The following is a 22,168-nucleotide window of genomic DNA, read 5'->3' on the forward strand; positions in this document are numbered from 1 at the left end:
AATGTTATATCATATGGATAAATACGATGGATAACAGATTGCCGGTCACCGTCATCTCCGGGTTTCTCGGAGCCGGAAAGACGACGCTTCTCAACCACATCCTTGGCAATCGAGCTGGCCTGCGCGTCGCCGTCATCGTCAACGACATGAGCGAGGTGAACATCGACGCCGCGCTCGTTCGCGAAGGCAGCAAGCTCTCGCGAACGCAGGAGCAACTGGTTGAGATGACCAATGGCTGCATCTGTTGCACGCTGCGCGACGACCTGCTGACAGAGGTGCGCAATCTGGCCGGCCAGAACCGGTTTGACTACCTGCTGATCGAATCCACCGGCATCGCCGAACCCCTCCCTGTCGCCGCGACCTTCGACTTTCGCGACGAGAACGGGAAAAGCCTTTCCGACCTGGCGCGTCTCGATACGATGGTGACCGTTGTCGATGCGGCAAATCTCCTGAACAATTACGGATCATCCGATTTCCTTGCGGAACGCGGACAATCTGCCGGCGACGGTGACAGTCGAATGCTGGTCGACCTTCTGGTCGAGCAGATTGAATTCGCCGACGTCGTCATTCTCAACAAGTCATCCGCCGCTTCAGCGGATGAACGAGACGCCGCGCGGAAAATCATCGCCGGGCTTAATCCGGATGCCAGGCTCATCGAGGCCGATTTCGGCCAGGTGGCCGCCACTGATATTCTCGGCACCGGCCTGTTCGACTTTGCGAAAGCCGAGACCAATCCACTGTGGTTCAAGGAACTCCACGGCTTCAAGTCTCATGTGCCCGAGACCGAGGAATACGGGATCCGCAGCTTCGTCTATCGCGAACGGCGTCCCTTCGATCCGGCGAAACTCCAGGCCTTCATCGCCCGTTCCTGGCCGGGCGTCATTCGCGCCAAGGGCTTCTTCTGGCTGGCGACCCGGCCGCACCATGTCGGAGAGATAAGCCAGGCGGGCGCGATCGTGCGGACCGAAAAGCGCGGTCTCTGGTGGGCCTCCGTGCCCCGAGAACAGTGGCCCGCCGATGAGGACTTCCTGCGCATGCTGCAGCCCTATCTCGATCCGACCTGGGGTGACCGTCGCCAGGAGATCGTCTTCATCGGCGCCGATCCGATGAGCGAAGCGGCACTACGGGCAGGGCTGGACGAGTGCCTGGTGGAAGAATGCGACTTTCAACCGCAGCACTGGCACGGGCTGCCCGATCCGTTCACATCCTGGGAACGCAGCGCCTGAGGAATGCGGCGATCAAAAACAGCGAACCCCGCCACGCCATTTCGGGCGGGCGGGGTTCGGGCGTCCAAGGAGAATTACCGGCTGGCGATGATGCTCGCAATGATGCCGGAGGTGATGCCGACCAGCAGGAAGTCGTTGTCTACCCGGACCCAGCGATGGCCGCGCGGCGGTGCGGACAGGCGATGACGGCGATAGTCCCGCACCTCGCGCATGTGGCGACGCTCGGATGACGACATGCGGTGACCCTTGTTCCAGCGCTGCTTGTGCACGTTGGCTTTCCTGTCTGGCCTTACATCCCGGTCAGCGTGACGGCCCCGGTCGTTATCCCGATTGTCGTAATGCCGGCCGCGGTCGTTGCCACGATAATCGTCGCGTGCCTGCGCCATCGGCGCGGCCAGGAAAGTTGCAGCGAGCATAAGGGCAACGAACTTTTTCATCGGTCTCTCCACGTGTTGTTCATGAGGAGGACGATAGGTGGGATGCGATGAATGATAGATGAATTTGATATTAAACTTCCGTAATAAACGCAGGCATTTATCTTGTCTTCCTAAAGTGAGAAACATTAACCGAGGCGCTCGTACACGAAGCCTTGGAAGTCTGCAGGCTGGCCTCTGCCGGACGTATCGAAGGCAAACACGCCGGCAAAGGCGCCGGTGAAGGAGCCGTGCTCGCCTCGGCCACCCTCATCGGAAATCACGCTCGCATCCAGAACAGGGCCGATCGGCTGCCACTCCACCTCCTTAGAGGCCCGCCAGAGGAATTGCAGGTCGTTTTCGCGGATCTCCATTGCCAGATGGACGGGACCTTCGGGCACGGCAACGCCGCTTGCGACGGGAAAGCTCATGCGGCCATGCGGGAAATCTCCCGGGCAGGAGAAGATCGTCACGACACGCCCCAGCTTTTCGTGCAGCGTCACCACCAGCGCATGGAACTTGTGGCGGTTGTAGTAGTGCGTCAGCCCCGCCGCCTGCTGATAGGTATCGGGAGCAAACTCGACGACGGTGTCCGCCCGGAAGGAATGATGCTCCTGCCGGCGCGCCACGAGCGCCTGATCGAACCACGATCCGATGCTCTCCCGACCATGAAGGCGCAGGTACCCGGGTCGCTCCGTGAGGCTGAAGATCCGCTCCGGATACGGCGTGCGCAGCCACTGGAACTCGTCGGGCAGCGGCCCCGGCTGAAAGTGGGTCTCGATGCGGTCCGACCGCCTGGTGAGTGTCGCATTGCCGGGTGCCTGCACGTCGACATCCGGAACCGTTCCACCCTGTGCCAGATAGAGCCAGTCGTCCTCCCAGATGCACTTCTGCAGTGCCGTTTCACGCCCGAGGGTGCAACGCCGTTTCGGCGGCATGGGTCGCCCGCACAGATGGGTGTGATAGGCCTGCCCATCCGGCGTCTCGACATACTGGCCGTGGCCCGCCCGCTGGAGCACGGCCTTGGGATCGTCCTTGGAGGTGATGAGGTGCGTGTTCGGATGCATCTCGTAGGGACCATCGATGGCACGGGATCTCGCCATGGTCACGGCGTGGTCGTAGCCCGTACCGCCCTCGGCGGTGGTCAGGTAGTACCAGCCGTTGCGCTTGAAGAGATGCGGCCCCTCGACCAGGCCGAGCGGGCTGCCCGGAAAGATGTTCCTGATCGGCCCCTTCAGCGATTTCGTTTCGGCATCCCATTCCTGGAAGAGTATCCCGTCGAAGGCCGGATGCTTCGGCGCGCCGCCATAGCTTTCCGTGCGATGGTTCCACTGCATGTTGAGGAACCACTTGCGGCCATCGTCGTCATGGAAAAGCGACGGGTCGAAGCCGGAGGAATTGACATAGACGGGATCCGACCACTCGCCCTCGATCGTCGGCGAGGTGACGATGTAGTTATGGGCGTCCTTGAAGTTGCCGTCGTAGCGTTTGACATCCGTGTAGACGAGCCAGAACAGCCCGTCCGCGTATGAAAGGCATGGCGCCCAGATGCCGCAGCTGTCGGGATTGCCGCGCATGTCGAGCTGGCTCGCACGCTCCAGCGGGCGGTGCACCAGCGTCCAGTTCACAAGATCGCGGGAGTGATGGATCTGAACGCCGGGGTACCACTCGAACGTGGATGTGGCGATGTAATAGTCCTCGCCGACGCGGCAGATCGAGGGGTCGGGGTTGAAACCCGGCAGGATCGGGTTGTGGATCATGTGTTTCCTCCCAATTACGTTTGGCAATGCCCCCTCTGGCCTGCCGGCCATCTCCCCCACAAAGGGGGAGAAACCCGTGGCGCCTGCCTGCCTCAATGGGCCTGGACGGAAGCACCGGGTTAAGCCCTCCCCTTGTGGGGAGGGTGGGAGGGGCCTTTCGACACGCCGGTGAGGCCAACGCCTACCGCTGTGGTCCCTTGCGCTCGGCGGATGCCGCCCAGAGATTGATGTTGCCTTCCTTGGCATGGGTGTCGATGGCGGCCAGTTCCTCCGGCGTGAACTGCGGGTTCTCCAGCGCCTTGACGCAGTCCTCCACCTGTTCCGGGCGGCTGGCGCCGATCAGCGCCGTCGTGACACGTCCACCGCGAAGCACCCAGGCGATTGCCATCTGCGCCAGCGTCTGTCCGCGCTTTTCGGCAATGGCGTTGAGCGCGCGAAGGTTCTCTATGTTCTCGTCGCTCAAGAATTCGGAACGCAGCGACTTGCCCTGCGCGGCACGGCTGCCTTCCGGAACGCCGCCCAGATATTTCGAGGTGAGCATGCCCTGCGCCAGCGGCGAAAACACGATGGAGCCGATGCCGAGGTCGTCCAGCGTGTCGAGCAGTCCGTCCTCCTCGATCCAGCGATTGATCATCGAATAGCTCGGCTGGTGGATGAGGACCGGCGTGCCAAGCGCCTTCAGGATCGCGGCCGCCTCGCGGGTGCGGTTCGAATTGTAGGACGAGATGCCCACATAGAGCGCCCTGCCCGACCGGACGATGTGGTCCAGCGCGCCGCAGGTCTCCTCCAGCGGTGTGTCCGGGTCGAAACGGTGCGAGTAGAAGATGTCGACATAGTCGAGGCCCATGCGCTTCAGGCTCTGGTCGCAGGACGAGATCAGGTATTTGCGGCTGCCCCACTCGCCGTAGGGACCCGGCCACATGTTGTAGCCGGCCTTGGACGAGATGATCAGCTCATCGCGGTAACCGGCAAAATCGGTGCGCAGGATTTCGCCGAACGCGGTTTCGGCACTGCCGGGCGGCGGACCATAATTGTTGGCAAGGTCGAAATGGGTAATGCCGAGATCGAAGGCCTTGCGGCAGATGGCGGTCTTGCGCTCGTGCGGCGTATCTTGGCCGAAATTGTGCCACAGGCCGAGCGAAAGCGCCGGCAGCTTGAGACCGGAATGGCCGCAACGGTTGTACTTCATCTTCGAGTAGCGGTCGTCCGCCGGTTGCCAGACCATGACATCCTCCTTGTCCTTGGAATACGAGGCGGGCTTGGGAAAACCCGCGTCGCATTGATAGTCGATCAGCGCAGAAGTGCCAGCGCCTCATCGATGCCGAGCGGCTGGGGCTGGGTGCAGGTGGTGGTCATGTTGACGAAGCTCCCCTCCTCGCCCGACTTCAGGATAGAGGTCAGAACATCGATGCCGTGCAACGACCGGTCCAGCGAGCAGCGCGGGTCACGCCCCTCGATGAGCGCCACAGCCATGTCGGCGAGGCCTGCAGCCCTGTAGTTGGCGCGCGGCCCGTTCGGATGCTCCTGGTTCGCCTTGGCAAAGGGATGATCCCAGTCCGGCAGCGGCTTGATGTCCTTGTCGCGACCCGCGACCTCCACGAGACCGCCGAAGAAGTTCGGATCGGGGACGTAGATGGAACCCTCGGTGCCGTATAGTTCCATGTTGGCGTGCCGGTGCGACCAGACGTCCCAGCTCGCGGACATGGTGATCGTCGCACCACTGACGAACTCAAGCAGCGCATGGATATTGGTCGGCGTCTCGACGGGGATCACCTGCCCGGCGAGCGGTTCGCTGGTAACCGTTCGCGTGGGGCTCGCCATGGAGGTGAGTGCCGCGACACGGCGCACCGGCCCGATCAGGTTGATGAGGTTTGCCACGTAGTAGGGACCGAGATCGAGGATAGGCCCGCCGCCGGGCAGGAAGAAGAAGCCTGGATTGGGATGCCACATCTCCATGCCGGGGCTCATCACGTGGCAGGTGCCCGACGTGATCCGGCCGATACCGCCCTCGTCTATGTACTTGCGGGCAAGCTGGTGGGCACCGCCAAGGAAGGTGTCGGGTGCGCAGCCGATGGCGAGCCCCCTTTCCGTCGCGATCCGCCTCAGTTCCTCGCCCTCCTCGAGCGAGAGAACCAGCGGCTTTTCGGAATAGACGTGCTTGCCGGCCTCAAGGATCGCGCGGGACACGGTAAAATGCGCCGCGGGGATCGTCAGGTTGACGATGAGATCCAGCTCGTCATTGGCGAGCAGATCCTCGATCGCCTGCGCCTTGACGCCGTATTCCGCCGCCCGAAGCTCGGCCACAGTGCGGTCGAGATCGGCGCAGGCCAGTATCTTGAAACCCTTGAACAACGGCGCCAGCGCCAGGTAGGTGATTGAAATATTGCCGCATCCGATGATGCCGACGCCGAGTTCCTTGGCCATGATGGGCTCCGAAATGCTGTTGTATCAAAAGGTCTTGAAGGCTTCGATCGAGCGGGCGATCAGGCGCTCCAGGTCGTTCGGGTTGTCGTGCTCGACGATGAAGTGTTTGACGGATGTCTTGCGGAGTGCCGCCATCAGCCCCTTCCAGTCGACGGTGCCGTGGCCGACATCCGCCCAGCCATCCTCATCGGTGTTCTGGCCGGCCGGTGCGATATCCTTGACGTGGACCGCCGTGATCCGGTCGCCGTAGCGCTCCATCCAGGCGAACGGATCGGCACCGCCACGGATGACCCAGGCGATATCTGCCTCCCAGGAGAGGTCTGGGCCGCCCGCAAAAATCTGCTCCTGCGGTGTCGTGCCGTCGCCAGTTACGTGAAACTCGAAATCATGATTGTGCCAGCCGAAGGCATAGCCGGCGTCCAAGTAGCGTTTGCCGGCTTCCTGAAGACGCTGACCGAAGGCGAACCAGCCTGCGGCATCGGTGGGACGCTGGTCGGGCATAAGATAGGGGCAATAGATCGCCTCGATACCGAGCGTCCTGGCGATCAGCAGCGCCTTGGCCGGTTCCTTCTCCAGCAGATCAAGGCCGAAATGTCCGGTCGGCATGGTCAGGCCGTTGGCGTCAAGCTCGGCCTTCATCGTCTTGAGCGAACTTTCGTCGAGCGTCGCATAGAGAGCGCCATAGCCCTCGACCTGCGCATAGCCGGCCTTGGCAAGCGCGGCCAGCGTGTCGGCGAGCGGCGGGAAATTACGCGCGCTGTAAAGCTGGAAGCCAAGTTTCGTCATGTGTCATCCTCCTTGGGCGGACGGCCCGTATTGAATGGAAAAGGTCACCCCGCCGACTGGCAGGAATAGAGGTCGTAGATACGGAAGACAGGCCCCCCGGAGACAGGCGCCCCGTTGACAGGCGCCGTCGGGGTGGCAGAGGGGGTGAAGACAATGCGGCGGCTTTCGCCGGCGGCAAGATCGAAGGCATTGTCGGAGTAACGCCCGGCAGTCCCGCTCTCCAGCACCACGTAAAGAGCGAGACCCGAGGCACGGACGTTGATGCCGAAGGTACCGTCACCGACAGGAGACACCGAGAACTCCAGCCCGGGCGGCTGAAGGTCGAGAGCCTTGTAGGTTCCGTGGACATAGTGCCCCTCGCCGCCGGTGCCGTTGGACGCGGTAAAGCTCCAGAACAGGATGGCGCCTGCCGGGATGTCCGATGCGGCAACGGTCAGAGCCGTCACCGCCGCATCCGGCGAGCAGACAGCCGCGATACTCTTGAGAGACTGGCGATGTCCGTCCAGCGTCACCAGCGACAGACTGATGTCGACCGTGACGTCCTCCCTCGTGTCGTTGACGAGCGAGATGCGGATGTCCGAACCGTCCTCCGAGGGAATGGCTGCGACCGCGACTGGCTGGAAGAAGCGGCGGGCAGCGTAGTGGAGAACCTTCCAGCCGCCGCCATAGTCGAGGCTGGACCAGGAGGCGACGGGCCAGGTGTCGTTGAGCTGCCAATACAGCGTGCCCATGCAATGGGGCTTCAGCGACCGCCAGTAATCGACAGCGGTACGGATGGCGAGAGCCTGCTGCACCTGACTGAGATAGACGAAATTGGCGAAATCTGTCGGGAAGCGGAAGTAGCGGAACATGGTCGCCGCGATCCGCTCGTTACCGCCGGCATTCTTCTGGTGGTGCTCCATCACCGGCGAGGCGATGTTCATGTCCAACGCGCTCGCATAGGTCTCGATCACCGGCAGCGACGTGTAGGACTGGAAGCCGAACTCCGAGCAGAAGCGCGGACGGACCGAACGGTAATTGTCGAACGACTTGTTCTCGTGCCAGACGGACCAGAAGTGCATGTCGCCCGAACCGTCCGCGTGCCAGGCATCGCCATAGTCGAGGTAACCGGAAGCCGGGCTCGACGGCCACCAGATCGCCTCGGGCGCCGCCTTCTGGAGCGCCTGTTCGATGGTGCGGTTCAGCCGGTCGTAGGAGACGAGATACCGGTCGCGGTTCTCGACAGATTCCTTGAACCAGTTGAGCGCGCCGACGAGTTCATTGTCACCGCACCAGATGACGATCGAGGGATGCGAGATCAGCCGGCGGACCTGATAGTTCACCTCCGCCGCCACATCGTCGAGGAAGTCCGGCGTCGAGGGATAGAGGTTGCAGGCGAACTGGAAATCCTGCCAGACCATTAGGCCCAGGCGGTCGCAGAGATCGTAGTACCAGTCGGGCTCATAGAAGCCTCCGCCCCAGATGCGGATCATGTTCATGTTCGCGTCGACTGCGGAACGAAGCAGGTCCTCCGTCTTCTCACGGCTGGACAGCGAGAAGAGCGCGTCCGACGGGATCCAGTTGGCGCCGCGGCAGAAGGTTTCACGGCCGTTGATCCTGAAGCCGAAGCGGCTGCCTGCCTCGTCGGGATCGGTGATCAGTTCCACGGTCCGCAAGCCGATCTGGCGCGTGATGCTTTCGCCGGGAATGTCGACAGAGAGACGATAGAGATGCTGATCGCCGCTGCCGGCCGGCCACCATAGGTTCGGCTCATCAATCTCGAACACATGGCGGATCGTCGTCGTACCGGCGCCGATGCCGCAGTCGAGCCGGACGCGCTCCCCGTCGAGGTCGAAATGCACGGGAACGATCGCCGGGTTGTCGGCATGAAGCGTGAGCGACACATGCAATTCGGCCCGCCCCGCCTCATGTCGCTGAGTGGTGACGATGTGTTCGATGCGGGCCGTATCCAGCCGCTTCAGCGAAATCTCGCCGTAGAGCCCGAGCGGCGCAAGCGCGATGTTCCAGTCCCAACCGAAATGGCATTGCGGCTTGCGCAGCATGTTGCCGTTGGGGATCGGGCTGTTGCCCGTCGAATAGGGGATGTAGAAGGGCTGGCGCGCCTGACGTTCGGCGCCGGCCGCGACACTGGAATGGAAGTGGATGCGGATCGTGTTCTCGCCCGATTGCAGCGCCGACGAGACATCCGGCCGGTAGCGGCGGAAGCAGTTGTCGGCGGACAGAACCGGCACATCGTTGACGAAAACGATCGCGACCGTGTCCAGATAAGTGATGTCGAGGTACCAGGCTCCATCCGGATCATCAATGACGAAGCGACGCTCCATCACCCATTCCCGATCGGCCACCCAGCGGACGTCATCCTCGTTGCGACCGACATAGGGATCAGGAATGACGCCGGCCACTTTCAGGGCGGTGTGCACGTCTCCGGGCAGAGATATGGGGGCTCGGTGCTGGCCGTCGGTGGAGGAGAGCTGCCATGGGCCGGAGAGGTCGATGATATTCATGCGCTATAACTGCACTGCTGTTTGTCTAGAAAACTCCCCCTCTGGCCTGCCGGCCATCTCCCCCACAAGGGGGGGAGAGGACTCGCGGCACGGCTTTCGCCCACAGCCGTCCAGATTCGTCAGTCGAACGCCAACTGGAGGGTGGAGATCATGCGCCCAGCTAGTCTCCCCCCTTGTGGGGGAGATGGCCGGCAGGTCAGAGGGGGTGATACGCACACTCAGACCCATCAGATCCGCTCTTCCGTTTCGGCATCGAAGACAGACGCCACCGACATGTCGAACGAGAGGCGAAGCTTCGATCCGGGCGAAAACCGTTTCGCGCCGCCGATGCGCACGGACATGGTGTGGCCGGCATGCTTGAGCCAGAGGAGATTGTCGGCTCCCATCGGCTCCTCGATGTCGACGACCGCATCATGCACTTCGCCGCCTGACAGATGGCCATCCACACGGACGTGCTCGGGGCGGACACCAAGCACGACCTTGCGGCCGGCGTTCAGCGGACCCGCGGTCTCGTAGCCGTCGAGGGAGAAGGTGACGCCATGCGTCCTGAACACCGGGCGACCGCCCTCCTCCGCCAGCTCGCCGCGCAGGAAATTCATGGAGGGCGAACCGATGAAGCTGGCGACGAACAGGTTCCGCGGGCGGTTATAGATCGTCATCGGATCGTCGAGCTGCTGGATGACGCCGCTCTTCATGATGGCGATACGGTCGGCAAGCGTCAGCGCCTCGATCTGGTCGTGGGTGACGTAGATCATCGTGTTCTTCAGTGAATGGTGCAGCCGCTTGATCTCGACACGCAGTTCGGAGCGCAGCTTGGCGTCGAGGTTGGAGAGCGGCTCGTCGAACAGGAACACGTCCACGTCGCGCACCAGCGCGCGCCCGATCGCCACACGCTGCCGCTGCCCGCCGGAAAGCTCGGCCGGCTTGCGATTGAGCAGCGGCTGGATCTGCAGGATATCGGCAGCCCGCGCGATGCGCCGGTTGATGTCCTCCTTCGGAACCTTCGCCACGCGCAGGCCGAAAGACAGGTTCTTCTCCACCGTCATCTGCGGATAGAGCGCATAGGACTGGAACACCATTCCTATGCCGCGATCCTTCGGCTCTTCCCAGGTGACGTTGCGCTCCTTGATGAAGATCTGTCCGTCCGTCGGTTCAAGCAGTCCGGCGATGCAGTTGAGCAGCGTCGATTTTCCGCAGCCGGACGAACCGAGCAGGACGAGGAACTCGCCATCGCGAATATCGAGGTTGAGGTTCTCCAGCACATTCACCGCGCCGAAGGAGAGCGAGAGGTCCCGGATGGATACGCTATTGTTCATGGATCGAGTTACCCCTTCACTGCGCCTGCGGCGATGCCGCGGACAAACAATCGGCCGGAGATGAAATAGACGACGAGGGGAATGGCACCCGTCAGAAGCGTCGCGGCCATGTTGACGTTGTATTCCTTCACGCCCTGGACCGAATTGACGATGTTGTTGAGCTGAACCGTCATCGGATAGGTGTCAGGGCGGGTGAAGACGACACCGAACAGGAAGTCGTTCCAGATACCGGTGACCTGCAGGATCATGGCGACCACGAAGATCGGCAGCGCCATCGGCAGCATGATGCGGAAGTAGATTTGCCAGAAACCGGCTCCGTCGATGCGGGCCGCCTTGAAGAGCTCGACCGGAAGCGAGGTAAAATAGTTCCGGAAGAGCAGCGTCAGGATCGGCATGCCGAAGATCGTGTGGACGATCACCAGCCCGGTAAGGGTGCCGTAGACGCCCAGTTCACGAAGCGCGATCACCACCGGATAGATCATCACCTGATAGGGAATGAAGGCGCCAATGATGAGGATCGAGAAGAACAGTTCCGATCCCTTGAAGCGCCAGTTCGCCAGGGCGTAGCCGCTGACCGATGCGACCGCGATGGACACAACGACCGAAGGAATGAGGATGCGGACCGAGTTCCAGAAGCCGCGCGACAGACCATCGCAATTCAGCCCGGTGCAGGCCTGCGCCCACGCCTTCACCCAGGGCTCGAAGGTGATTTCCATGGGCGGCGAGAAGATGTTGCCCATGCGCACTTCCGGCATGCCCTTGAGCGAGGTGACGACCATCACGTAAAGGGGCAGAAGATAGTAGAGCGCGGCGACTGCCAGCGTGCCGTAGAGCATGATGTTGCGTGCGGACATGACGCGCTTCGGCTTGCGGCCACGCGGCCCGGTGGCGACCTGGTCCGCGATCCGATCAGAGACCGCATCGAGGCCGGTGACCGGGGCATTGAGGCTGGAGATGTTAGCCACGCTTCTTGCCTCCGAATTCGAGATAGGCCCAGGGAATGACGATGATGGCGACGGTGAGCAGCATCATCGTCGATGCCGCGAAGCCCTGACCCAGGTTCTGGGCCTGGAACATGTAGTCATAGACATACTTTGCCGGCACTTCAGACGCGTTGCCCGGCCCACCGCTGGTCTGCGCCACCACGAGGTCGTAGACCTTGACGATGCCGCTCGCGATGATGACGAGCGTGGTGATGAAGACCGGCCGCATCATCGGGATGACGATGAAGATATAGGTCTTCCACATGGGGATGCCGTCGACGCGGGCGGCCTTCCAGATGTCCTCGTCGATGCCGCGCAGGCCGGCCAGCATCAGGCACATCACCAACCCCGTTCCCTGCCAGAGACCGGCAATCAGGATGCCGTAGATGACGATGCTGGCGTCGTAGAGCGGATCGAACTGGAAGCTTGTCCAGCCGAGCGAGCGAACGATGCCCTGCACGCCGAACTCGGGATTGAGGATCCACTGCCAGACGAGGCCGGTAACGATGAAGGACAGCGCGAAGGGATAAAGGAAAATGGTTCGGAACGTGTTCTCGAAGCGGATCTTCTGGTCCATCAGGGCCGCAAGAACGAAGCCGATCACCAGGCTGAAGATCAGCGACAGGATGCCGTAGATGGCGAGATTCTGGATCGAGATGATCCAGCGCGACGACGCCCACAGCCGCTCGTACTGGTCGAAGCCCACGAAAGTGGCGCGCGGTAGGAGCTTCGAATTGGTGAAGGAATAGACGACGGTCCAGAGAGAGCCGCCCAGGAAAATCCCCACGGCCACAAGGATCATCGGGATGGATGCAATCTTGGAATTCAGATTGCGAAAGAGCTGGTTTGGTCGTTTGGCAGGTGCATGACCTGTCATCAGGAAGTCCTCCTCGAACGCGACGGCGGCAACGGGCACGGAAGTCCGTGCTCACGGCCATACGTTGCGACGGCGCGGGTCAATCCGGCCGACGTTCACAACGGAACGCCGGCCGGTTGGCGGTCGCTTGGGATCAGTCGGCCGAGGAGATGATCTCCGCGAAGCGTTCCTGAGCTGCCTCGGGCGTCATCGACGTGCTGGCGAAGAACTCGGTCATCAGGTCCTCCTTCTGCTTCTGCGTGTCGGCGGAAAGCAGCTGGTCGGTGCTGGTCAGCGCATTGCCCTTGGAGACGATGTCCAGGCCCTTCTGCATGCAGTCGTTGACCGACGCGAGGTCCACGTCGCCGCGGATCGGCAGCGAGCCCTTCTTGAGGTTGAACGCCACCTGGGTTTCCGGCGCCACGAGGATTTCGGCCAACGTATCCTGCGCCTTGGATCTTTCCTCGTCATCGAGAACGGGGAAATAGAACGCATCGCCACCGGTGGTGATGTAGTCGCTCACGCCGAGCCCGGGCAGGCAGCTGTAATCCTTGCCCGCCTGCATGCCGGCGATCTGGAACTCGCCCTGCGCCCAGTCACCCATCACCTGACCGCCAGCCTTGGCCGTGATCACCATGTTGGTCGCCTGGTTCCAGTCCTGAACGTTCGTACCGATCGACAATTCACGGGCCTGGGCTGCCGCCGCGAAAATCTTGGCGACGTCCGGGCCGGCAGCCGCTTCGCCGTTCTTGTTGACGTAGACGGCCTCGTGCAGATCCTTGCCGCCAAGCGCGAGCAGCAGCGTGTCGAACAGGCCGTTCGCCTGCCATGCCTGGCCACCGAGCGCGAGCGGCTGGATGCCGGCTTCCTTCAGCTTCGGCCCGGCTGCAACGAATTCATCCCAGTTCGTCGGAACGGCAACGCCGGCCTTCTCGAAGGCTGCGTTCGAAAGCCATAGCCACTGCCACGAGTGGATATTGACAGGCACGCAATAGATCTTGCCGTCGATGGTGCAGCTGTCCAGGAGGCTCGCCGGCTTGATGACGTCCTTCCAGTTGCCCTTCTCGGCAACTGCGGTCAGGTCGCGCATCAGCCCGGCCTCGACCAGTTCCTGTGCCTGACGGCCATGGTTGAACTGCGTCGCCGCCATCGGGTCACCACCGGTGATGCGGCTGATCATGATCGGGCGTGCCGTGCTGCCGCCACCGGCGATCGCACCATCCACCCACTTGTTGCCGGAAGCATCGAAGGCCTTGGCGAACTCGGAGACCGCGGCAGCCTCGCCGCCCGACGTCCACCAATGCGTCACCTCGAGGTCCGCAGCCTGTGCCGCCCCGATCGGCAACACGACAGTCGCCGCCAGAGCGGTCGCTATTGCACGAATATTCATTGAGTCTCCTCCCTCACTGAAACGTTACAGTAAAAAGCTATGTCAAACCTGCCGAGGAGGCAACCGGTCGAGATATAAAAAATTTTGGATTCACTCAAATACAACCCATGAGCGATTTTCCGAAAGCCAGCAAAACGGGCATCAGGCGGGCAACACTACTGTTTTAATTGAATATTTAATATGAACTTTAGTCTTGTATCTTCGCAGACGCACAAAATCATCCCGCAGTTGCGTTATGCAACCTGCAAGACAGGGTTGATCGATGGACTTCGAGATTTCACTCGACATTCTTCCTGTATCGTTTCAGGTTGAACACTCAGTGGTGCCGATGCACGGAGGAGGCATCCGTATCCAGGCGCGGCAAAGACTTCTATAGTCCAAGCCGGATTCGGGTGGCGGCAGGGAATGGACGAAAGCAACACGAACAAGATGTCCAAGCTGCCTCAGGCAGCCCGGGAGCGGCCAACGCTCAAGACGATCGCCTACATGACCGGGCTCGGGATCACCACGGTCTCACGTGCCCTGAAGGACGCGCCGGATATCGGCGCGGACACCAAGGAGCGCGTCCGGCTGGTCGCCAACCAGCTCGGCTATCAGCCAAACCGTGCCGGCGTGCGCCTCAGAACGGGCAAGACCAATGTCATCGCGCTGGTCCTCAGCATCGAGGAAGAGCTGATGGGCTTCACCAGCCAGATGGTGTTCGGCATTTCCGAAGTACTGGCAGGCACCCAATACCACCTCGTGCTAACCCCGCATTCGCACCAGAAAGACCCGATGGTGCCGGTCCGCTACATCCTGGATACCGGTTCTGCCGACGGCGTGATCATCTCCAGGGTGACGCCGGACGATCCGCGGGTCCGGCTGATGAGCGAGCGCAACATGCCGTTTGCGACCCATGGCCGAACCGACATGGGGATCGACCACCCGTTCCACGACTTCGACAACGAGGCGTTTACCTATCAGGCGGTTGAAAAGCTCGCCGCCAAGGGCCGTCGGCGTATCGCCCTTCTGCCACCGCCGGCCACCCTCTCCTTCTACCTGCACAGCCGCACCGGATTCGAACGCGGCCTTTCAGATTTCGGCGCCACCGAGGTTGCCCTGGGGCGGATCAGTACGGAGACGCCGCTCGGCGACATCCGAACCTATGCGGAAAGGATGATGGGTTCCGCAAATGCGCCTGATGGCATCATTTCGATCAGCGGAAGCTCGACCATCGCGCTGGTGGCCGGCATCGAGGCGGCCGGCAAGAAGCTCGGACTGGACGTCGATCTTGTCTCCAAGCAGTCGGCCGATTTCCTCAACTGGATCCGTCCTGAAATCCATACGATGAACGAGGATGTGCGGCTGTCGGGCCGGGAACTCGCAAAGGCCGTGATCGCGCGGATAGACGGCGTGGCCCCGGAACTGTTGCAGAGCATCAGCCAGCCCGCCTGGTCCTCCATGGGACCGACGGACTGATACGCGCCAAGTTTGAATTGCTGAAGCTTCACATAAAAAACCCGCCACAAGGGCGGGTTTTTTATTAGCATTGTTGCATTCAGCTCTGATTGAGGCCGCTGCCCCATGGGCCGTGCGGGCGATCCACCCCGTCCACACGCTCGAAGCCGTGGGCGCCGAAGAAATCGCGCTGTGCCTGGATGAGGTTTGCCGTACCACGACCGCGACGATAGGCGTCGAAGTAGGATAGTGCCGACGAAAGCGCCGGAACCGGCAGACCCGACAGGACTGCATAGGATACGACGCGGCGCAGGGCGCCGTCCGTCTCCTTCACCATCTGCGAGAAGGCAGGCGTGACAATCAGGTTTGCGACATCCGGGTCCTTCGTGAAGGCCGAGGTGATCTCGTCGAGGAACTGCGAACGGATGATGCAGCCGGCACGCCAGATCCGCGCGATCGTCGGCATCGGCAGGTTCCAGTTGTATTCCGTCGAAGCCGCGGACATCACGGCAAAGCCCTGGGCATAGGCCCCGATCTTGGCGGCGAGAAGCGCGTTTTCGAGGTCTGCGAGGAAGGCAGCGCGATCCTTGGGAGCCTCCGCCAGAACCGGAACACCGAGGATCTTCTCGGCGGCTTCGCGCTCAGGCTTCTGCGACGACAGGATGCGGCCGGCAACGGCTGCTTCGATGGCAGTGGCGGCGACGCCCATGTTCTGGGCTTCGATGACCGACCACTTGCCGGTACCCTTCTGGCCGGCGCGGTCGACGATCATGTCGACCATCGGCTTGCCGGAAACGGGATCCGTCGCCTTGAGCACCTTTTCGCTGATTTCGGTCAGGTAGGAGTTGAGACGGCCGGTATTCCACTTGCCGAACACCTCACCGATCTCGGAGGCGCTCATGCCAAGACCGTCACGCAGGATGCCGTAGATTTCGGCGATCATCTGCATGTCGGCATATTCGATGCCGTTGTGGATCGTTTTCACGAAGTGACCCGCGCCGTTCTCGCCGAGCCAGGCAACGCAAGGATCGTCGTTGAATTTTGCGGAAATGGAGGTCAGCACCTTCTCGACGCGCTTCCAGCTCTCTTCCTTGCCGCCGACCATGATCGACGGACCATGGCGTGCACCTTCTTCACCGCCGGACACGCCCATGCCGATGAAGGTCAGCCCGCTGTCCTTGAGATTGTCGAAGCGGCGCATCGTGTCGCGGAAATTGGCATTGCCGGCGTCGATCATGATGTCGCCTGCGGACAGATAGGGCTTCAGCGCTTCCATCTGCTGGTCGACCGGCTCACCGGCCTTGATCATGATGATGATCGGCCGTGGCGGGCGGATCGAAGCGACGAACTGCTCCAGCGTTTCGCAGGGAATGATCTGCCCCTGCAGGTCACCAGCCTCTGCGTAGAATTTCCGCGTTGCCTCGGGGCTGCGGTTGAAGACCGCGATGCGGTTGCCTTTCTCGGCGATATTGAGCGAGAGGTTCGAACCCATGACGCCGAGCCCGATAAGGCCGATTTCTGCCTGTTCCACGGAAGTGCCTCCATTTTCATTCGGCGCTGTTTTGGCACCCCGAATAGCAAACGGCAAGGCTCAAACGATTAAATTGAAATGATATCAGCTTGTCAGACAGGGGGACGATCGTCGTCGTCATCGATCGCCCGCCAGGCGGCACCGTCCATATCCTCGTACTGACCACTCTTCAAAGACCAGAGGAAGGCAAGCAACCCCATACCACCCAGAAAAAGCGCAATCGGGATGAAATAGACGAGAATATTCATGCCAGCTTCGCCTCCGCCGGAACAGTGTGAGCCTGTCCCATTGGTGCAAGGCCGATTTCCGTCCTGGCCATGCTGTTTAGCCTGAGAGCATTCGCGACCACGATGATCGAGGACGTGGACATGGCGACAGCGGCGATCAGCGGCGTTGCGTAGCCGGCCAGTGCGATGGGAACAGCGAAAACGTTGTAGCCGATGGCCAGAGCAAAGTTCTGGCGGATAAGGCGACCGGCCCGCTTCGACACCTCTATGGCCAAGGGCACGGCGTTCAGGCTGTCGTGCATGAACACGAAATCGGCAGCCTGCCGGCCCACATCGGCAGCCGTGGCGGGCGCTATGGACACATGCGCGGCGGCAAGAGCCGGCGCGTCGTTGATGCCGTCACCCACCATAAGAACCCTGTTCCGGTTTCGACCAAGTTCCTCGACAGCATCCACCTTGTCGCGAGGAGAAAGCTCCGCACGCCACAGGGCGACATCGAGGCGCCGGGCCAAGGCCTCCACGACAGGGGCACGATCACCCGACAGAATGCCGGTCGCAAATTCCGCATCGCTCAAGGCCGCGACCGCATTCTGGGCGTCGGGACGAATGGCATCCTCGAACCGGAAGCAGGCGAGTTCTTTCTCGTCCAACGACAGGACAACCTCGGAAGCCGTGCCTGTCTCGGCGGCGCTGCCGCAGGCAAAAACCCGGTTGCCCAGGCGATAGACGCCTTCCTCGGTGCGGGCTTCCAACCCCTGGCCCGGCAATTCGGAAACCCCGGAAAACATCGTCACGGCTCCCGGGACACTTCCGTGGAGCGCCTGCGAAAGCGGATGACGGGAATGGACGGCGAGACCGCCGGCGATTTCGAAATAGGCCGGCTTCACCTCCTGCGCGTTGATCAGCCGCGGGCGACCGAGCGTCAGCGTTCCGGTCTTGTCGAACAGGACCGTGTCGATCTCCGCCAGACGTTCCATGGCCGAACCATCCTTGACCATCACGCCGTTCCTGAAGAGCCTGCCGGCGGCAACGACCTGCACGACAGGCACAGCAAGACCCAGCGCGCATGGGCAGGTGATGATGAGGACCGCGACGGCGACGAGCATGGCCTGCTTCCAGTCACCGCCGAAAATACCCCAGGAGAAAAATGCGATCAGTGCCAGCAGGTGAACGGCCGGCGAATAGAGCTGCGCCGCGCGGTCGGCGATCCGCCGGTAACGTGCCCTGCCCCCTTCGGCGGCCTCCATCAGCAAAATGACTTCGGCGAGGAAGGAATCCCTGGCCGCGGCCGTCGCGCGAACCACCATGGAGCCCGTGAGGTTGAGCGTGCCCCCCTGCACGGCGCCACCGGGGCCGACCCCGACCGGCGCGCTTTCTCCATTGACGATCGACAGGTCCAGGTCGCTTCTGCCACTCTCCACCTCGCCGTCGACCGGAATGCGCTCGCCTGCGGCGATCATCAAACGGTCACCGGGACGGATGTCCTCGACCGGTCTGTATTCGCGCCCGCCGTCCTCAAGCATCACCATGGCACCGCGTGGTGACAGGCGCGCAAGGCCGCTGATTGCCGCACGAGCGCGGTCGCGCATAACGTGATCGAGCGTACGGCCGATCAGCAGGAAGAACAGCAGCGTGACGGTAGCATCGAACCATGCGTGATCCCCATGGTGCATCGTCTCCCAGAGCGATACGACATAGGAGAGCGTGATCGCCAGCGCGATCGGCACATCCATGTTGGTGCGGCCATGCCTGATTGCATTCCACGCGGACTGGTAGAAGAAGCGCCCGGCATAGACGAGCGCCGGGGCGGCTATCATTGCGGAGATCCAGTGAAACAGGTCTCTCGTCGAAGCATCCGCACCCGACCATACCGAGACGGAGAGAAGCATGATGTTGGTGGCGGCGAACCCGGATACGGCAACGGCGCGGATCAGGTCGCGCTGCAGCTTGTCACCCGCATCGTCCGCCATGGTGAAGAGATGTGCGTCGTAGCCCGTGGCGTTCACGATCGTCCGGACAAGATCGACAGGATCGGTGACGCGACCGTCCACCTGCTCCTTCCAGACGATGGATACGCGCTTGGTTGACAGGTTGACGCGCGCCCTCTCTACCTCCGCAAACGCGTGAAGCGCCTTCTCGATCGTGCTGATGCAGGCGCCGCAATAGACACCCGGCACACCGAGATCGGTCTGTCGCAAGCCGGGTTGGATGGTGCGGCTGGACAAGATCAGTTCCTCGGTAGACGGCAGCGCATGCCTCAACCGGTCAAGTTCGACAGCCCCCTCGGTGCCAGGCGCACAGCAGACAGTCATCGTGCTGCTCCGTCGACCGTGACGCGCTCGGTATCGTAAAGTATCCGCTGGCCGCCCGACACCGCGTCGGCCTCCACGATCCAGGTGCCAGGCGCAACGTCGTGACGTGCGGCAAAAACACCGATGGCCATCGGTTCCAGGGTCAGCTCGAAATCCTGCTCCTCGCCCACCGGACGCTTGAACTTGAGAGTGACCGTATCCGCTTCGATGGATCCCTCTGTCGGGTGCGAGATCTCATAGCGGATGTCCGATCCATCCATGCTCAGCTTGCCGACGACGCCTGACGCTGCAAGCGCCTTGGCTTCCGCCACCTTGCCGTTGAATTCCTGGCTGGCGATGTAGGTGTTCTTGACCACCAACCCGCTCCAGGTCTGGGTCGCCTGCCAAGCCATGTAGAAGTTGACGGAGACGATGACCCCGAAGAACAGCGTCATGGCGCCCAGCATGTGCCAACCGGTGAATACGAATTCCTTGCGGGGCGTGGTGCTCATTTCTTTCCCTCGGGACTATTGAACGTTGCGTTGTAGCGATCGTGCTCATGGCTCGAACGGTCTTCGGCGATGAAGCTGAAGCTCTCGTTGCCATCCGGCAGCGCGCGGGCGGGCACGGTGACGAAGACCTTCAAGGTGGTAGCCTTGTCGGGATCCACAGAGACGGCGAACAGGCGACCATCGTCGCTTGAGAGGCCGTTGATCTTCATCGTCGCATCCGGCAGGCCGTCCAGCGACAACAGGATCGTCCGTGGCTCGGGGATCATGTTCAGGAGCCGGATCGTGTAGCCGTTACGGATCGACCCGTCCGACTCCAGGACATACTGCGGGTTCCGGTCATGGAGGACATTCACCTCCAGCCGGTCGCGGTTGAGAAGCGCGATCAGCATGGCGACCCCAACCGCGGACCAGACGCCCATGTAGAGCAGCGTGCGGGCGCGAAAAATGATGCGCCAATCGAAGTGGCGGACCTGATCGACGAAACTGCCGTCGGCATCGCGCACCTTTTTCGGGTTGATCCGCGTCGTGCCGTTATCCGTCGCCAGTTCCATGTTGGATTGGTACTCGTTCAACGTCGCATAGGCGATCAGGCCGCGCGGCTTGCCGATCTTGTCCATGACGCTGTCGCAGGCATCGATGCACAGCGCGCAGGTTATGCAGGCAAGCTGCTGGCCGTCGCGAATGTCGATACCCATCGGGCAGACCGCCACACAGGCGTTGCAATCGACGCAGTCGCCGACAGGCTCGCCGGCCGCCGCCAGCTTCTTGGCGTGACGGTTGCGGGGCTCGCCCCGCCAGTCGTTGTAGGTGACGACCAGGGAATCATCATCAAGCATCGCCGCCTGAATGCGCGGCCACGGACACATGTAGATGCAGACCTGCTCGCGCAAAAGCCCGCCGAACACGTAGGTGATCGACGCCAGCACGGCGATGGTCGAATAGGCGACAAGGGCCGCGTTGCCGACGACGACATCATAGGCAAGCGTCGGAGCATCGGCGAAATAAAAGATCCACGCACCACCCGTCGAGACCGAGATAGCCATCCAGATCGCGTGCTTGAAGACGCGCTTGCGGATCTTATCGAACGTCCAGGGACCGGCATCGAGCTTCATGCGGGCATTGCGATCCCCCTCGATCCAGCCTTCCACGAGCAGAAACAGATCCACCCAGACCGTCTGCGGACAGGTATATCCGCACCAGGCGCGACCGACTGCCGATGTCACCAGGAAGAGACCGAAGCCCGCCATGACGAGGAGGCCGGCAACATAGAAGAATTCCTGCGGCCAGATTTCGATGAAGAAAAAGTAGAAACGGCGATTGGCGAGATCGACCAGCACGGCCTGATCGGGCGCATAGGGTCCACGGTCCCAGCGAATCCACGGCGTCAGGTAGTAGATGCCGAGCGTGATCAGCATCACCAGCCACTTGAAGCGCCGGAAGCGACCTTCGGCACGTTTCGGGAAGATCTTCCTGCGCGATTCGTAAAGCGCCCCGCGCGCACTACCCTCATCAGCCGAATCGGAATCCTGCCCACTTGCGTCGACATTCAGGTGTTCGGCAGTGTAAAGGTTCATGGCGCAGTTCCACTTCTTTACCCGCTTGTCCCATCGGAAGCCCCACGCATCCTTGACATAAATCAAGCTGCGGAGAAGTCTTGCCGCGCTCATTGTCGCAGGCTCACAGTCCGGAGTGCAAGTTGCCCACAACAGAAGTGAAGATAATTCACGTGTCGATCGATGTGCCATGGCGCATCGTGTACGATTTTGCGCACCGCCCCGAGAGCATGCCGCAGTGGGCTGCAGGCCTTGCTTCCGGCCTGACGCGGGACGGCGACGAATGGATCGCCGACGGCGGGCCGGTGGGTAATGTTCGCGTGCGATTTGTCCCGCCGAACATCTTCGGCGTGATCGACCACGAGGTGGCCCTGCCGAATGGAACCGTGGTCCACAATTCGCTCCGGATCGTGCCGAATGGCGATGGCGCCGAGGTCATGTTCACGCTTCTGCGCCAGCCGGACATGGACGTTGCGGCATTCCAGGCCGATGCCAAAGCCGTGCAGCATGATTTGCAGACGCTGAAGACATTGATGGAGACGACCCAGAAGGAGCAAGCCGGTGGGCACTAAGGGCGCGGACAGGAAAATCGACTATGTCGAGCTCAACGTACAGGATATCGAGCGAGCAAAGGCCTTTTATGGCGACGCATTCGGCTGGACGTTCACTGACTACGGACCGGACTACTGCGAGTTCCAGGACGGACGGCTGACAGGGGGATTCGCCAGGAGCCATACGGTGACTTCCAAGGGAGGCGCTCTGGTCATCCTGTTCGCGGATGATCTCGACGATATCCGTGCCAGCGTGGAGAAGGCCGGCGGGCACATCTCTCGCCCGATCTTCCCGTTTCCCGGCGGACGGCGGTTCCACTTCGTCGACCCGGAAGGATACGAACTCGGCGTCTGGTCGGATAAATAAACGAAGGGCCGCGCCATGAGCGCGGCCCTTCTCTGGATTAG

Annotated in this window: 19 protein-coding genes; 4 read left to right on the forward strand and 15 right to left on the reverse strand. The window is 61.8% G+C overall.

Annotated features, from left to right (window positions below):
• Positions 1–26 precede the first annotated feature (26 nt).
• On the forward strand, positions 27–1,226 hold the full coding sequence (locus tag LH464_RS00560) for a GTP-binding protein (protein ID WP_226784398.1): 1,200 nt from the start codon (positions 27–29) through the stop codon (positions 1,224–1,226).
• Between the two features lie 74 nt (positions 1,227–1,300).
• Here the strand turns inward: LH464_RS00560 and LH464_RS00565 are convergent, their stop codons facing one another.
• From LH464_RS00565 to LH464_RS00610, 10 genes are all read right to left on the reverse strand, one after another.
• Positions 1,301–1,663 carry an RcnB family protein gene (locus tag LH464_RS00565; RefSeq protein WP_226784399.1) on the reverse strand — a complete coding sequence of 121 codons (363 nt, stop codon included), beginning with the start codon at positions 1,661–1,663 and terminating at the stop codon, positions 1,301–1,303.
• Positions 1,664–1,788: 125 nt separating this feature from the next.
• Positions 1,789–3,399 carry a glycoside hydrolase family 43 protein gene (locus LH464_RS00570; protein WP_226784400.1) on the reverse strand — a complete coding sequence of 537 codons (1,611 nt, stop codon included), beginning with the start codon at positions 3,397–3,399 and terminating at the stop codon, positions 1,789–1,791.
• 181 nt (positions 3,400–3,580) lie between these two features.
• The gene (gene mgrA, locus LH464_RS00575; protein ID WP_226784401.1) at positions 3,581–4,624 is read right to left on the reverse strand and encodes an L-glyceraldehyde 3-phosphate reductase; all 1,044 of its coding nucleotides are present in this window, start codon (positions 4,622–4,624) and stop codon (positions 3,581–3,583) included.
• Positions 4,625–4,689: 65 nt separating this feature from the next.
• Positions 4,690–5,823, reverse strand: a complete 1,134-nt coding sequence (locus tag LH464_RS00580) for a Gfo/Idh/MocA family protein (protein ID WP_226784402.1) — start codon at positions 5,821–5,823, stop codon at positions 4,690–4,692.
• 24 nt (positions 5,824–5,847) lie between these two features.
• Positions 5,848–6,609 carry a sugar phosphate isomerase/epimerase family protein gene (locus tag LH464_RS00585; protein ID WP_226784403.1) on the reverse strand — a complete coding sequence of 254 codons (762 nt, stop codon included), beginning with the start codon at positions 6,607–6,609 and terminating at the stop codon, positions 5,848–5,850.
• 44 nt (positions 6,610–6,653) lie between these two features.
• Positions 6,654–9,113 (reverse strand): beta-mannosidase, encoded by a 2,460-nt coding sequence (locus LH464_RS00590; protein ID WP_226784404.1) that lies wholly within the window; start codon positions 9,111–9,113, stop codon positions 6,654–6,656.
• 227 nt (positions 9,114–9,340) lie between these two features.
• On the reverse strand, positions 9,341–10,429 hold the full coding sequence (locus tag LH464_RS00595) for an ABC transporter ATP-binding protein (RefSeq protein WP_226784405.1): 1,089 nt from the start codon (positions 10,427–10,429) through the stop codon (positions 9,341–9,343).
• 8 nt (positions 10,430–10,437) lie between these two features.
• Entirely contained in the window at positions 10,438–11,394 is a 957-nt protein-coding gene (locus tag LH464_RS00600; RefSeq protein WP_226784406.1) for a carbohydrate ABC transporter permease, read from the reverse strand.
• Entirely contained in the window at positions 11,387–12,289 is a 903-nt protein-coding gene (locus tag LH464_RS00605) for a carbohydrate ABC transporter permease (RefSeq protein ID WP_226784407.1), read from the reverse strand. The genes LH464_RS00600 and LH464_RS00605 overlap by 8 nt, the downstream gene beginning before the upstream one ends.
• 133 nt (positions 12,290–12,422) lie before the next feature.
• A complete protein-coding gene (locus tag LH464_RS00610) occupies positions 12,423–13,658 on the reverse strand; it encodes an ABC transporter substrate-binding protein (RefSeq protein ID WP_226784408.1) in 1,236 nt (411 codons plus the stop codon).
• 405 nt (positions 13,659–14,063) lie between these two features.
• On the opposite strand from LH464_RS00610, the gene LH464_RS00615 reads away from it, so the two are divergent.
• Entirely contained in the window at positions 14,064–15,116 is a 1,053-nt protein-coding gene (locus LH464_RS00615) for a LacI family transcriptional regulator (RefSeq protein ID WP_226784409.1), read from the forward strand.
• A gap of 79 nt (positions 15,117–15,195) precedes the next feature.
• Here LH464_RS00615 and gndA read toward each other — a convergent pair whose 3' ends face one another.
• From gndA to ccoG, 5 genes are all read right to left on the reverse strand, one after another.
• A complete protein-coding gene (gene gndA / locus LH464_RS00620; RefSeq protein ID WP_226784410.1) occupies positions 15,196–16,626 on the reverse strand; it encodes an NADP-dependent phosphogluconate dehydrogenase in 1,431 nt (476 codons plus the stop codon).
• 92 nt (positions 16,627–16,718) lie between these two features.
• Positions 16,719–16,874, reverse strand: a complete 156-nt coding sequence (gene ccoS, locus LH464_RS00625) for a cbb3-type cytochrome oxidase assembly protein CcoS (RefSeq protein WP_226784411.1) — start codon at positions 16,872–16,874, stop codon at positions 16,719–16,721.
• On the reverse strand, positions 16,871–19,165 hold the full coding sequence (locus LH464_RS00630; protein ID WP_226784412.1) for a cation-translocating P-type ATPase: 2,295 nt from the start codon (positions 19,163–19,165) through the stop codon (positions 16,871–16,873). The genes ccoS and LH464_RS00630 overlap by 4 nt, the downstream gene beginning before the upstream one ends.
• Entirely contained in the window at positions 19,162–19,656 is a 495-nt protein-coding gene (locus LH464_RS00635) for a FixH family protein (protein ID WP_226784413.1), read from the reverse strand. The genes LH464_RS00630 and LH464_RS00635 overlap by 4 nt, the downstream gene beginning before the upstream one ends.
• Positions 19,653–21,206 (reverse strand): cytochrome c oxidase accessory protein CcoG, encoded by a 1,554-nt coding sequence (gene ccoG, locus LH464_RS00640; protein ID WP_390624894.1) that lies wholly within the window; start codon positions 21,204–21,206, stop codon positions 19,653–19,655. Before ccoG ends, LH464_RS00635 begins: the two co-directional genes overlap by 4 nt.
• Positions 21,207–21,352: 146 nt before the next feature.
• Between ccoG and LH464_RS00645 the strand changes: the two genes are divergently transcribed.
• Positions 21,353–21,781, forward strand: coding sequence for an SRPBCC family protein (locus tag LH464_RS00645; protein ID WP_226784415.1), 429 nt, complete (start codon positions 21,353–21,355; stop codon positions 21,779–21,781).
• Complete coding sequence (locus tag LH464_RS00650; protein WP_226784416.1) at positions 21,771–22,127, forward strand: VOC family protein; 357 nt, start codon at positions 21,771–21,773, stop codon at positions 22,125–22,127. The genes LH464_RS00645 and LH464_RS00650 overlap by 11 nt, the downstream gene beginning before the upstream one ends.
• Positions 22,128–22,168: the final 41 nt, after the last annotated feature.

Source organism: Pseudorhizobium xiangyangii (assembly GCF_020531965.1).
In the GTDB taxonomy this organism is placed as follows: domain Bacteria; phylum Pseudomonadota; class Alphaproteobacteria; order Rhizobiales; family Rhizobiaceae; genus Neorhizobium; species Neorhizobium xiangyangii.

Excerpts from the sequence above, each read along its gene's own strand:
- LH464_RS00605 (WP_226784407.1), bottom strand. The coding sequence starts at position 12,289 with ATGACAGGTCATGCACCTGCCAAACGACCAAACCAGCTCTTTCGCAAT.
- LH464_RS00610 (WP_226784408.1), bottom strand. The coding sequence starts at position 13,658 with ATGAATATTCGTGCAATAGCGACCGCTCTGGCGGCGACTGTCGTGTTG.
- LH464_RS00560 (WP_226784398.1), top strand. The coding sequence starts at position 27 with ATGGATAACAGATTGCCGGTCACCGTCATCTCCGGGTTTCTCGGAGCC.
- mgrA (WP_226784401.1), bottom strand. The coding sequence starts at position 4,624 with ATGGTCTGGCAACCGGCGGACGACCGCTACTCGAAGATGAAGTACAAC.
- LH464_RS00615 (WP_226784409.1), top strand. The coding sequence starts at position 14,064 with ATGGACGAAAGCAACACGAACAAGATGTCCAAGCTGCCTCAGGCAGCC.
- ccoS (WP_226784411.1), bottom strand. The coding sequence starts at position 16,874 with ATGAATATTCTCGTCTATTTCATCCCGATTGCGCTTTTTCTGGGTGGT.
- LH464_RS00590 (WP_226784404.1), bottom strand. The coding sequence starts at position 9,113 with ATGAATATCATCGACCTCTCCGGCCCATGGCAGCTCTCCTCCACCGAC.
- LH464_RS00570 (WP_226784400.1), bottom strand. The coding sequence starts at position 3,399 with ATGATCCACAACCCGATCCTGCCGGGTTTCAACCCCGACCCCTCGATC.
- LH464_RS00585 (WP_226784403.1), bottom strand. The coding sequence starts at position 6,609 with ATGACGAAACTTGGCTTCCAGCTTTACAGCGCGCGTAATTTCCCGCCG.
- LH464_RS00580 (WP_226784402.1), bottom strand. The coding sequence starts at position 5,823 with ATGGCCAAGGAACTCGGCGTCGGCATCATCGGATGCGGCAATATTTCA.
- LH464_RS00565 (WP_226784399.1), bottom strand. The coding sequence starts at position 1,663 with ATGAAAAAGTTCGTTGCCCTTATGCTCGCTGCAACTTTCCTGGCCGCG.
- LH464_RS00630 (WP_226784412.1), bottom strand. The coding sequence starts at position 19,165 with ATGACTGTCTGCTGTGCGCCTGGCACCGAGGGGGCTGTCGAACTTGAC.
- LH464_RS00635 (WP_226784413.1), bottom strand. The coding sequence starts at position 19,656 with ATGAGCACCACGCCCCGCAAGGAATTCGTATTCACCGGTTGGCACATG.
- LH464_RS00595 (WP_226784405.1), bottom strand. The coding sequence starts at position 10,429 with ATGAACAATAGCGTATCCATCCGGGACCTCTCGCTCTCCTTCGGCGCG.